Raw genomic sequence first — 13,270 nt, 5'->3', positions numbered from 1 at the left:
GTATAAATATTATAATAATTTTATTGTTTTTCTTCTTTAAAAGACACTAAATTATATAAATTTTTTAATAATGTAGAATTTAATTCTATCCAATGTCCTAATTTTAATCGTTTAGGTAAAATGATGTTTCCATATCGTATTCTAATTAAACGACTCACTTCACATTTAACGGTTTTCCACATATCTCTAATCTCACGATTTTTCCCTTCGCATAAAATAGCTTTAAACCATTTATTACTAGCTAATTTTTTGTTTTTAACAAATTCTATGCTTTTAAAAGCAGCATAACCATTTTTAACTTTAACTCCAGTTTTTAAAATATTTATTTTATTATTATTAATGTTACCAAAAACTCGCATATAGTATTCTCTTTCTACCATATTTTTAGGATGCATGAGTTTATTTGCTAAACTGCCATTATTTGTAAATAATAATAATCCTCTAGTATTAAGATCTAATCTACCAATACTAACCCATCGATAATAGTTTAATGGTGGCAATTTATCAAAGACAGTAGAACGATGTCTAGTATCATATTTGCTACATATTTCTCCTTCAGGTTTATTATAAAGAATTACTTTAGTTTGAAATGATTGATGTTTTATAGAAACTGTTTTCCCTTTTATCATGATTTTTCCAGGATTATTTAGATTAATACGTTGACCAAGAGTTACTTTTTTTCCATTAATAGATATATTTTCATCCTTGATCATTTTTCAATACCTCGACGAGAGGCGTATCCTAAATGAGATAATAATTTCTGTATTTTTTGATTCATTTATAAGACCTTTTATTTTTTTTATAATCGAATGGAATTAAAGTCAATAATATTCCTATAATTAATGGTAAAAGAAACCATACTTTATAAAGTAAAATTATATTTTTATACAAATAATATTCTAAAAATATAGCAATTATTGGAAAAATGATAAAAACAGTAGAAGCATAAAATGCGCTAACCTTTTTTTGCAGATAAAAATAAGATAGAATACCAAAAATACCAGAAAAATCTCCTAGATAAACTATAGCTAAAATAGATTTATTAGAAAAATTTTCAATTTGAGGGTTTTCTATATACCAAGATATAACTGATAAAAATATTCCAGATAATAAAGATGGTAAAGCATTAAATGTAATAACAGAAATATTGCGATATTTTTTCTGACATTCAGAATAAATTATAGCATGACTGAATAATGCAAAAAGTAAAGCTAACATTCCCTTCCATTGAAAAAAATTTTGTGATTTTAATTCTATCAGTAAAATTATTGATAATGTTATAAAAGAAATAAATATTCCTATTTTTTGAGTTAAAAATAATTTTTGTTTAAAGTATAAAAATGATACTGCCAATACAGCTACTGGCATATTTGAAAATATCATTGAAGCTATTGAAGAACTGACATACATTCCTCCATATAACATTAATGTAAATGGTATAGAAAAATAAAAAATAACAATCATACACTGAAACCATCTTTGTCCAGATGGAAATAAAAGAGGTGTTTTTGTATAATATGCCACTATAATTAATAAAGGAGCTGCTATCAAAAAACGTATACCAGTAGCAAAAAATGGAGGAATAGTTTCTATTGCGATTTTCATTGCAATCCAAGTAGTCCCCCAAGTAACAGCAACTAAAGAAAATAATATTATAACTAATATTTTACTCATTTTATAAAACTCCAAAAAAAATAAAAATATAACACATATCATATTTAATAATGACAGTAATATTTTATTTTTAAGATTAAAATGATTTGTAATATTTTGAAAAAAAGTTTTTAAATTTCAATTGAATTATTTACATCAATAGATTATTGTGGAATTTTAAGAAGATATAAATTTTAAAATATTTTATTTTTTTAGTCTAATAATACTTAAAACTTAAGGTAATAAATGAAAAATATTTTAAATAAAATTTATAATGCTAAATTTTTAAATCAAGATGAAAGCTATCAATTATTTAAATTAATTTCTTCTGGTAATATTAAAGATGTACAATTAGCTTCTATACTAACAGCTATGCAAATACGAGGTGAATCTACAGATGAAATTATAGGAGCAATACGTGCATTTTTAGAAAATATGCGATATTTTCCACAACCTAATTATATTTTTTCAGATATAGTTGGAACAGGTGGAGATTCAAGTAATACTATGAATATTTCAACGGCTAGTGCTTTTGTTGCAGCAGCATGTGGTTTCAAAATTATTAAACATTGTAATAAAGCTATTTCAAGTACATCAGGATCTTCTGATCTTTTAAGTAAATTTAATATTAATTTGAATGCATCTTTAGAAAAATCTATACAAACTTTAGATCATTGGAATATTTGTTTTTTATTTGCTCCTAAATATCATGATGGTTTTAAGTATTCTGATCATGTGAGAAAGACTTTAAAAATTAAAACTATTTTTAATTTATTAGGACCTTTTCTTAATCCAGCTAAACCTCCTTTTTCTGTTATTGGAGTTTATAATAAAAAATTAATTAATCCTGTGATTAATATATTAAAAATTTTAAAATATAAACGAGCTATAGTTTTACATAGTCATCATACTGATGAAGTTACTCTATCTGATGTTACATATGTTTCTGAACTATTAGATCAAGAAATATATACATATGAATTAACATCAAAAGATTTTGGCTTAGAACAACATCCTAAAAACATATTTAAAATTCATTCTATAGAAGACAATTATGAAATTTTCAAAAAAATTATGCAGGGTAGAGGCAATAGATTAGATGAAGAATTAATAGCTGCTAATGTTGCAATGATATTTAAAATATTTGGACATAATAATTTACAGGAAAATACTCAGTTAGCATTAAATAAAATTAGAAGTGGAGAAGTTTATAAAAATATTAAAAATATTTCTGATATGCTAAAAGAAGATAAATATGCAAGAAACAATACTTAACAAAATTATAAAAGATAAATATGATTGGATTGTTTTTAGAAAAAAAAAACAACCTTTAGTTGGTTTTCAACATCAAATTAATAAAAACACACGAAATTTTTATAATGCTTTAAAACAAAAAAAACCATCTTTTATCTTAGAATATAAAAAAAAATCACCGTCTTTAGGAATTATTAGAAATAATTTTGATTTAATTAAAATATCTAATATCTATAAAAAATATGCTTCTGCTGTTTCAATTTTAACAGATGAGAAGTATTTTGATGGAGATTTTAAATTTATTAATATAGTAAAAGAATATATTACTCAACCTATTTTATGTAAAGATTTTTTTATTGATATATATCAAGTTTATTTAGCTAGATATTATAATGCAGATGCTATTTTATTGATGTTATCTGTATTAGATGATATAAAATATCAAGAGTTATCTACAGTTGCAAAAAAATTAAATATGAGCATATTAACTGAAGTAAATAATTTAAATGAATTAAAACGTGCTCTGAAATTAAATGCTGATATTATTGGTATTAATAATCGTAATTTACATGATTTATCAATTGATTTAAATCGTACTCGTACACTAGCTCCTTTAATACCAAATAATAAGATTATAATAAGTGAATCTGGTATTATTAAATATCATCAAGTTAGAGAACTGAGTAAATTTGTAAATAGTTTTTTGATTGGTTCCCATTTGATGTCTAAAAAAAATTTAGATATCGCAGTACGTTCTACAATATTAGGAAATAATAAAGTTTGTGGACTAACCCGGGATATTGATGTTACATATGTTGAAAAATATGGAGCAATTTATGGCGGTTTAATTTTTGTAAAACATTCCTTACGTTATATAAATGAAAAAATTGCAAAAAAAATTATTGTTAATAGTCAATTAAGGTACATTGGTGTATTTCAAAACACAGAAATACAACTTATCATAAGAATTGCACAAGAACTTTGTTTATATGCAATTCAATTACATGGTAATGAAGATCAGAAATATATTAATAAATTAAGAAAATTACTGTCTCCAGAAATTAAAATATGGAAAGCTTACTCTATTAAATCAATACTTCCTCAACGTAATTTCAAGAATGTAAATATGTATATATTTGATTCTTCTTTTGGTGGAAGTAACAAGTCTTTTAATTGGTCTATTTTAAATAAAAATGTTTTTGATAATGTTATTTTAGCTGGAGGAATTAACATAAATAATGTTATTCAAGCATCTTTACTAAATTGTTCAGGTTTAGATTTTAATTCAGGTGTAGAAATATCTCCAGGTATTAAAGATGTAAAAAAAATTAAATTAATTTTTAATAAATTACGATATTATTAATTTCTTTGAACACATATATAAAACATCATTATATGACACTTAGGAAATCATTATATGACGCTGCTCGATTCTTACTTTGGTGAATTTGGAGGTATGTACGTCCCACAAATATTAATGCCAGCTTTACTTGAATTAGAAAAAAATTTTGTTTCTGCTCAAAGAGATTCTGACTTTAAAAAACAACTTCATGATTTATTAAAAAATTTTGCTGGTAGGCCTACTCCATTAACTTTATGTAAAAATCTAACTAAAGGTACAAAAACACGCTTATATCTTAAACGAGAAGATTTATTACATGGAGGTGCACATAAAACAAATCAAGTATTAGGACAAGCTCTTTTAGCTATTAGAATGAAAAAAAAAGAAATTATTGCAGAAACTGGTGCTGGACAACATGGTGTAGCTACTGCAATTGCTTGTGCATTATTAAATTTAAAATGCAGGATTTATATGGGAGTTAAAGACGTTCAAAGACAACATCCTAATGTATTTCGAATGCAATTAATGGGAGCAGAAGTAATATCAGTGACAAATGGTTCAGGTACATTAAAAGATGCATGTAATGAAGCATTACGAGATTGGTCAGATACTTATAACAAATCTTATTATATGATTGGTACTGCAGCTGGACCACATCCTTATCCTACTATTGTTCGTGAATTTCAAAGAATTATCGGTAAAGAAACAAAAAAACAAATTTTTAAATATGAAAAAAAATCACCAGATTCAATAATTGCATGTGTAGGAGGAGGATCTAATGCAATTGGTATTTTTTCAGATTTTATAAATGATAAAGTTAATTTAATTGGTGTAGAACCAGCTGGTTACGGAATTAAAACAGGAAAACATGGTGCACCATTAACACATGGTAGACCGGGAATTTATTTTGGAATGAAATCACATTTAATGCAAAATAAAGAAGGACAAATTCAAGAATCTTGGTCAATCTCAGCAGGTTTAGATTTTCCATCAGTTGGTCCTGAACATGCTTGGTTGAATAGTATTAATCGTGTTAAATATGTATCAATTACTGATGAAGAAGCTATAAGTGCATTTCAAATATTATGTAAACAAGAAGGTATTATTCCTGCTTTAGAATCTTCTCATGCTTTAGCATATGCATTAAAATTAATACATGCTGAACCTACAAAAAAACAAATTTTAATTGTTAATTTATCTGGTCGAGGTGATAAAGACATTTTTACTATTCATGATATTTTAACAAAAAAAGAGAAGAATAATGAATCGATATCAAAAAATGTTTAAGAAATTAACTTCTTTAAAAGAAGGCTGTTTTGTTCCATTTATAGTTCTAGGCGATCCTTCTTTAGAAATTTCAATAAAAATTATTAATATTTTAATTGATCATGGTGCAGATGCTTTAGAAATTGGTATTCCATTTTCAGATCCATTAGCAGATGGACCAACTATTCAAAAAGCAAATTTACGTGCTTTATCTAATAACCAAACTTTTTTAGACTATTTTAATGTTTTAAAAAAAATACGTAATAAAAATAAAAATATACCCATTGGTATTTTAATATATGCTAATCTTATATATAATCAAGGTATTAATAATTTTTATGAACAATGTTTAAATTCTGGTGTGGATTCAGTTCTTATAGCTGATGTTCCTATTGAAGAATCAAAAATTTTTTATAATATTGCCAATCAATATCATATTGATTCTATTTTTGTTTGTCCTCCAGATGCAGATAATAATTTTTTATATCAGCTTTCTTTATATGCACAAGCATATATCTATGTATTATCTCGTTCTGGAGTTACTGGGATAAACAATCAACAATCAGCTTTATCTAGAGATTTTATAAAAAGAATAAAAAAATATAATTCGATTCCTTTATTACAAGGTTTTGGAATTTCGAATTCTATACAAATTCAAAAAGCAATATCCTCTGGTTTATCTGGGGTAATATGTGGTTCAGCTATTATAAATATTATTGAAAAATATTTGAATGAAGAACATCACATGATAAAAAAAATAAAAAAAACTACTAGATTATTCAAACTAGCTACTAAGATATAGTAAAAATCTTTATTAAAAGAGATAATTGTATTATGTTTTTAAAAATATGCTTATCTAAAATAATATGTATAATCTTCATATTATATTAATAATTTATAAGGAGTATGCATATGCAAATTACGGTAAGTGAATTATATCATGATACGTGCTATTTTTTTTGTAAACAAATAAGAATTATTGTTTTTATCGCTGTATTAGTTACATTTCTCAATGTTTTAATGGATATGTTTTTTACACCTGACATCCATATTTCTTCTATAATAGAAAACAATAATTTTATTAGTACTAATTCATTATTAGATTTAATTAATAATATGAATTTACATCAAAAATATGCATTATTCAAATATTCTATACTTAAGATTATGATATTACTAATAAGTAAAACAATATTATTAGGTAGTATTATTATTTTAATTTCAAATTTATCAAAAAATAAAAGAGAATCAATTATATCATTAATATATTCTTTTTTTTCTTTCGCACCTAGTTTATTTATATTAAATTTCTTAAACGTAATCATGATACAATTAGGTTTCGTATTATTAATTATTCCAGGGATATTATTATCAATAATATTACCTTTATCCCCTATTATTTTATTTTTTAAAAAATATAGTCTAATAGATTCTATTCGTATTAGTATAGATTTATCTTGGAAGAATGTTAAATTAATAGGTCCGGCTGTTTTATTTTGGATGTTATCAAAGTTTTTTTTGACAATATTATTTTCACATATATACATTTTAAATAAAAATATTGAATTTTTAATTTTAAATATAAGTCTAAATATATTATTTTCTGTTCTTATTATATACTTATTTCGATTTTATATGATTTCTTTGCGTTTTAAAAATTGAAATATTGTTTAGGTCTATATTATGAAACCAATTTTAAATATATTACAAATGTTTATATTTTTTATTTGTTATAAATTTTATGATATTTTTATAGCGTCTGGTTCTTTAATTATTACATCAGGATTAATATGTGTTTTTTATTGGATTATTTATAATGAAATCGATAAAATTAATTTATTTAGTTTTTTTATGGTTTCATTTTTTAGTTTTTTGACAATATTTTTTCATAATTCTCAGTTTATAAAATGGAAAATAACAATCATTTACACTATTTTTTCAATTATATTGTTAATTAGTCAATTATTCACAGAAAAACCAATACTGCAAAGATTTTTAGAAAAAGATATAAAAATATCTGATATTAGTTGGTATAAAATTAATATTTTTTGGTCTGCATTTTTTTTATTTTGTGCATGTTTAAATATTTACATAGCATTATATTTTTCAGAACAAACTTGGGTCATATTTAAAGTATTTGGATGTACTATTTTAATATTTTTTTTAATTTTAATAACTGCTATTTATATAAATTATATAAAATTAAAAAAGAAATAACTATTGTATAACATAATTATAAAGTGAAAATTTAAATAATGCTAGAAAACAATAAATTACCACAAGGCATAATAGTTCTAAAAACGCTTTCTATGCCTTCAAATACTAATTCTAATGGAGATATATTTGGTGGTTGGATTATGTCTCAAATGGACATCGGTGGAGCAATACTAGCAAAAGAAATTTCAGGTGGAAAAGTTGTTACAGTTAGAGTAAATAATCTTAATTTTTTAAAATCTATATCAGTTGGTGATATTGTCACGTGTTATGGACGCTGCATTGAAATTGGTAAAAGTTCTATTAAAATTAATATAGCAATATGGATTAAAAAAATTCATTCTAAACCATTAGGTCAATATTACTGTGCTGCAGAAGCAGAATTTATTTATGTAGCTATTGATGATACAGGAAAACCTCGCGAATTATTACCTATGAGTATTATTTAAATAACAATATAAACTAGATTTTAAAAATCATTGTTTTAAACTTTTATAAAAAATATTTTTAAAATATCAGATATTCTCTAATATAAAAATATTTTCATGATCAATTGACTATTTTAATAAAGTTTGTAAAAAAATTTTATATATTTTAAATTAAATTATATATTCAAAATTAGTTAAAGAAATGTTAAAAATTAAATTGTATTATTAATTTATTTTGATACATATTTTAAATATAATTTATGTTTTTGAAAATATTCAATTAAACATCAAAAATATTTTTAATAAAAGCATAAATAGGAACTTCAATTCATGAATATTTTCTATAATTTAATAAAATACTTTTTATTTTTAACATATTGGTTATTGATTGCTAATATTACTTTTCGAGTTTTAATGAAACGTCGTAGTATACCAGTTTCTATGTCATGGCTTTTAACAATTTATATTATACCCTTTATTGGAATTTCTATCTGGTTTTTTTTTGGTGAATTATATTTAGGAAAAAGACAAAAAAAAATTGCAAATAAAATTTGGTCTATCTCTAATCAATGGCTAAATGAACTTAAGTTATGTCAACATATTTTTCAAAAACAAAACAGTGAAGTAGCTGATTCATTATTTCAATTATGTAAACATAGACAAGGCATATCCGGTATTAAAAGCAATAAAGTTGAATTGTTAAGTAATACTAAAAAAACTATGCAAATACTTATACGTGATATTTATTTAGCACGTAGAAATATTGAAATGGTATTTTATATTTGGAAACCAGGTGGAATAGCAGATGATGTTGCAATAGCTCTTATTGATTCAGCACAACGAGGGATACATTGTAGATTAATGCTTGATTCTGCAGGAAGTATTGAATTTTTTCAAAGCCCTTGGTTTAATATTATGAAAAAAGCTGGAATTCAAGTAGTAGCAGCTCTTAAATTTAGTTTATCACGTATCTTTTTAAGACGTATTGACGTAAGACAACATCGAAAAATTGTATTAATTGATAATTATATTACTTATTCTGGCAGTATGAATCTTGTAGATCCTGATTTATTTAAAAAGTCTTCTAATATAGGTCAATGGATTGATTTAATGATAAGAATAGAAGGTCCAATTGCGTCTGCTATAGGAATAATTTATTCTTGCGATTGGGAAATAGAAACAGGTTGTAAAATTTTGCCACAATTACCTAATAATAATATTTTAAAAAACGAATTCAATAAAAAATCTAGTGTACAAGTAATTGCCTCTGGGCCAGGTTTTCCTAAAAATATGATCCATCAAGCATTATTAACTACTATTTATTCTGCTAAACATGAATTAATTATGACAACTCCTTATTTAGTTCCAAGTGAAGATTTATTACAAGCAATCTGTACTGCTGCTCAAAGAGGAGTTAACGTTAGTATTATTATTCCTTTAGATCATGATTCTATTCTAGTAAAATGGGCTAGTAGAGTTTTTTTTAGTGAATTATTAGAAGCAGGTGTAAAAATTTATCAATTTAAAAAAGGATTATTGCATAGTAAAAGTATACTAGTAGATCAACAATTAAGTTTAATTGGATCTGTGAATTTAGATATGAGAAGTCTTTGGTTAAATTTTGAAATTACTTTAGTTATTGATGACAGTCATTTTGGAAACAATTTATTTGCTGTACAAAATCAATACATTTTAGATTCTCAATTATTAGATAAAAAAATTTGGTCAATGAGATCTTATTGGACTAGAATTCTTGAAAAAATATTTTATTTTTTAAGTCCATTATTGTAATTTTAATTACATAAAAAATGATAAATAACTAAATAGAAATTAAAATATTTTTTTTAAGAGATTAAAAATTTATATCATTATTTTCTTGGGGGTTTGTTAAAAACCCCTACATATTAAAAATACAATATATGAAAAATTAATTATATTTATAATAAATGTCCCATTTTCTCGGATTTAGTTTTTAAATAATAAGCATTTTTAGAATTTTTTTTTGTGATAAGAGGAATCCTTTCAACTATATTAATTCCAGCATTACGAAGCATTTGCACTTTAAACGGATTGTTTGTTAACAAACGAATTTTGTTAATATTTAATAAGGTAAAAATACTAGCACATGAAGAAAAATCTCGTTCATCTGCAGAAAAACCTAACTTTTGATTAGCTTGAACTGTATCTAATCCTTTATCTTGTAAAGCATATGCTTTTATTTTATTAAGAAGACCAATATTTCTTCCTTCTTGACGATGATAAATTAACACTCCATTGCCTTCTTTTGCAATTCTTTTCATAGACATTTCCAATTGAGCTCCACAATCACAACGTAGACTAAACAAAGCATCTCCTGTGAGACATTCTGAATGTACTCTAGATAAAATAGGTATATTTTTCTGAATATCTCCGTATACGAGAGCAATATGATTTTTACCATTCTTATTTTCTTCAAAACCAAATATAAAAAAATTTCCCCAAGGAGTAGGTAATATAGATTTTTCAATTAACTGCATAAATTCTCCTAATTTAAAATTAAACATATTTTGTAAATACTTTTGAATTCAAATTTATTGCATAGATTTAATAATTAAATCTAATTTTTTAATCGGATTTTTTGACATAGTGATAGAACGACCTATCACAATGTAATCTATTTCTAATTCTTTTGCTTCTTTAGGAGTAATAATATTGTTTTGATCATATAATGAATCTTTCGAAATTCTAATACCTGGTGTAATAATTTTATATTGATTTCCAAATAAAAATTTAATTCTTTTTGCTTCTTTTCCTGGACAAACTATTCCATCTAGACCACATTCATTAGATAATTTAGATAATTTTAAAATATATTCTGTTAATGAAATATGAATTCCAATTTCTTTTAATTCTTCTTCTTTTAGACTAGTTAATGCTGTAACAGCTATTAATAAAGGTGAATTTTTCTTAAACGGTTTTAATGCTTTTTTTGCAGAAATTAACATTTTTTTGCCACCAGAAGCATGAACACTTAACATCCATATTCCTAAATCTGCAGCTGCTTTTGTAGCATTAAAAACAGTGTTTGGAATATCATGAAATTTTAAATCAAGAAATATGTTAAATCCCATTTTATGTAATTCTTTAATAAATTTACAGCCCAAAATAGTAAACATTTCTTTTCCAATTTTTAAATAATATATAGATGGATTGAGAAGATCTACTAATTTCATAGCTGACTTTTTATTACAAAAATCTAATGCAATAATAATTTTTGGTATTTTTAATAAATTAGGATTCAACACTATATTGCCTCTAGTATAAAAATATACATTAATAAAAAATATTATATTTAATACATTTTTAATAAAATTATTTTTTTTATATAACGTAAAACATTGCATGATATTAAATAATTAATATCATAATTTCTTAATCGATATAGGTGATTGAAAACTAGCATGATAAGATGAACGAACAAAAGGACCACAAAAAGCATTAGAAAAACCAATAGATAAAGCTTCATTTTTAATATTTTCAAATTCGAGAGGTGATATATAACGTTGTACTGGTAGATGATTCACACTTGGTTGAAGATATTGACCTACTGTTAATAATTCAACGCCACTAGAATGAAGATCTTTCATAACTTGAGTAATTTCGGAATCTTTTTCACCTAAACCTAACATAAATCCTGATTTTGTTGGTATATGAGAATATGTATTTTTAAATGATTCTAATAATAATAGAGATTTTTTATAATTTGCTCCGGGACGAATTTTTTTATATATACGAGGTACATTTTCGATATTATGATTAAAAACATCTGGTAATCCTTTATGAAAAATATTTAAAATTAACTTAATTCTTCCACGAAAATCAGGTACTAATATTTCAATTTTTACAGTATTTTTATCCCGAATTGATCTAATACAATCAACAAAATGTTGAGCCCCACCATCATATAAATCATCACGTACAACTGATGTAATAACTACATAATTAATTTTCATATCAAAAATAGCACTAGATAATTTTTTAGGCTCTTCTATATTTACAGAATTAGGTATACCGTGTTGTACTGCACAAAAAGGACAATTTCTAGTACATATTGATCCAAGAATCATAAATGTTGCTGTACCATTATTAAAACATTCTGATAAATTTGGACATTGTGCTTCTTCACAAACTGAATATAAATTATTTTTCCGTAAAGTACTTTTTATATGATATATGCGTTCTGTATTAATCGGTATTTTAATCTTAATCCAATTTGGTTTTTTTATTTTTTTTATTATTTTATAATTTTTATTCATATTAATAATATTTATTTTTTCATTTTTAAAATGGGGAAAATATACTTATTTGTTATAAAAATAATTTTTTTTATTAACTATTAAATATATATAAGATTTTTTATGTTAAAAATATCATAATAAAAATGTCAAACATCATTATTTTATTTTGTAAAATAATGAATAATTTTAGTTTCATATTTTTTTTTTAATATAACAACCTGTAAATATTCAGTTAATTTTTTAATTAATATATTTCTTATATCTATCATTTTAACTTCTTTATTAAACTCTTGTACTTGCGTCATTTTCATCTCAGGTTCTCCGCAAGGATTAATATAATTAAATGGTGTTAAATTCATATTAACATTTAGTGCTAAACCATGTAAGGTTGATCCTTTTTTTATTCTTAATCCTAGAGAACATATTTTTTTTTCGTTTACATACACACCTGGCATTTTTTTATTAGTACATGCAGAAATAGAAAAATAATTTAGAGTTTCTATTACTATTTTTTGTAACATATCAATCAATTCACGTACACTTATTTTACGACGTCTTAAGTCAATTAAGACATATAATATTTGTTGTCCAGGTCCATGATATGTGATTTTTCCTCCTCTATCAGAATTAACTATAGGAATTTTACTAAAAAAAAGTATATTATCTTTTTTATTTGATAATCCTTGAGTAAAAATAGGATAATGTTCAACAAACCAAATTTCATCAAAGGTATATAAATTACGTGATATTGTAAAATTATTCATTCTTTTAAGAATATCTAAATAATTTTGAATACCTAAATTTTGAAAGAATATAATTTTTTGTTGCACAAGATT

The 13,270-nt window shown here is 23.8% G+C and carries 13 protein-coding genes and 1 pseudogene; 8 read left to right on the top strand and 6 right to left on the bottom strand.

All coding sequences use genetic code 11. The annotated features are described in order from the left end of the window. Window positions 1-20: 20 nt before the first annotated feature. Window positions 21-778: pseudogene (locus D9V74_RS01320) on the bottom strand (pseudouridine synthase). Next, window positions 775-1,674, bottom strand: coding sequence for a DMT family transporter (locus D9V74_RS01315; protein WP_158362574.1), 900 nt, complete (start codon window positions 1,672-1,674; stop codon window positions 775-777). Before D9V74_RS01315 ends, D9V74_RS01320 begins: the two are co-directional and overlap by 4 nt. A 225-nt stretch (window positions 1,675-1,899) precedes the next feature. Here D9V74_RS01315 and trpD point away from each other — a divergent pair, with 225 nt between their 5' ends. From trpD to cls, 8 genes are all read left to right on the top strand, one after another. Continuing rightward, on the top strand, window positions 1,900-2,928 hold the full coding sequence (gene trpD, locus D9V74_RS01310; protein ID WP_158362571.1) for an anthranilate phosphoribosyltransferase: 1,029 nt from the start codon (window positions 1,900-1,902) through the stop codon (window positions 2,926-2,928). Beyond that, entirely contained in the window at window positions 2,909-4,270 is a 1,362-nt protein-coding gene (trpCF, locus tag D9V74_RS01305) for a bifunctional indole-3-glycerol-phosphate synthase TrpC/phosphoribosylanthranilate isomerase TrpF (RefSeq protein WP_158362569.1), read from the top strand. The genes trpD and trpCF overlap by 20 nt, the downstream gene beginning before the upstream one ends. A gap of 54 nt (window positions 4,271-4,324) precedes the next feature. Then, window positions 4,325-5,536, top strand: coding sequence for a tryptophan synthase subunit beta (gene trpB, locus D9V74_RS01300; protein WP_158362567.1), 1,212 nt, complete (start codon window positions 4,325-4,327; stop codon window positions 5,534-5,536). Beyond that, window positions 5,511-6,317 (top strand): tryptophan synthase subunit alpha, encoded by an 807-nt coding sequence (trpA, locus tag D9V74_RS01295; RefSeq protein ID WP_158362565.1) that lies wholly within the window; start codon window positions 5,511-5,513, stop codon window positions 6,315-6,317. The genes trpB and trpA overlap by 26 nt, the downstream gene beginning before the upstream one ends. 110 nt (window positions 6,318-6,427) lie before the next feature. Then, window positions 6,428-7,177 (top strand): YciC family protein, encoded by a 750-nt coding sequence (locus tag D9V74_RS01290; protein ID WP_158362563.1) that lies wholly within the window; start codon window positions 6,428-6,430, stop codon window positions 7,175-7,177. Between the two features lie 21 nt (window positions 7,178-7,198). Then, entirely contained in the window at window positions 7,199-7,732 is a 534-nt protein-coding gene (locus D9V74_RS01285; protein ID WP_158362561.1) for a septation protein A, read from the top strand. A 38-nt stretch (window positions 7,733-7,770) separates the two neighbouring features. Then, complete coding sequence (gene yciA / locus D9V74_RS01280; protein ID WP_158362559.1) at window positions 7,771-8,178, top strand: acyl-CoA thioester hydrolase YciA; 408 nt, start codon at window positions 7,771-7,773, stop codon at window positions 8,176-8,178. Between the two features lie 309 nt (window positions 8,179-8,487). After that, window positions 8,488-9,948, top strand: coding sequence for a cardiolipin synthase (gene cls / locus D9V74_RS01275; protein ID WP_158362557.1), 1,461 nt, complete (start codon window positions 8,488-8,490; stop codon window positions 9,946-9,948). Between the two features lie 146 nt (window positions 9,949-10,094). On the opposite strand, the gene ribA is transcribed toward cls, so the two are convergent. From ribA to lipB, 4 genes are all read right to left on the bottom strand, one after another. Continuing rightward, entirely contained in the window at window positions 10,095-10,673 is a 579-nt protein-coding gene (gene ribA, locus D9V74_RS01270; protein ID WP_158362555.1) for a GTP cyclohydrolase II, read from the bottom strand. Between the two features lie 54 nt (window positions 10,674-10,727). Further along, a complete protein-coding gene (pyrF, locus tag D9V74_RS01265; protein WP_158362553.1) occupies window positions 10,728-11,441 on the bottom strand; it encodes an orotidine-5'-phosphate decarboxylase in 714 nt (237 codons plus the stop codon). Window positions 11,442-11,558: 117 nt separating this feature from the next. Further along, window positions 11,559-12,452 (bottom strand): lipoyl synthase, encoded by an 894-nt coding sequence (lipA, locus tag D9V74_RS01260; RefSeq protein ID WP_158362551.1) that lies wholly within the window; start codon window positions 12,450-12,452, stop codon window positions 11,559-11,561. 143 nt (window positions 12,453-12,595) lie between these two features. After that, a complete protein-coding gene (gene lipB, locus D9V74_RS01255; protein WP_158362549.1) occupies window positions 12,596-13,264 on the bottom strand; it encodes a lipoyl(octanoyl) transferase LipB in 669 nt (222 codons plus the stop codon). Window positions 13,265-13,270: the final 6 nt, after the last annotated feature.

It is taken from the genome of Buchnera aphidicola (Macrosiphoniella sanborni), from assembly GCF_005080885.1.
Taxonomy (GTDB): Bacteria; Pseudomonadota; Gammaproteobacteria; order Enterobacterales; family Enterobacteriaceae; genus Buchnera; species Buchnera aphidicola_AU.
Note: the sequence above shows the minus strand (reverse complement) of the source record. Positions and strands in the feature narration are given on the sequence as shown.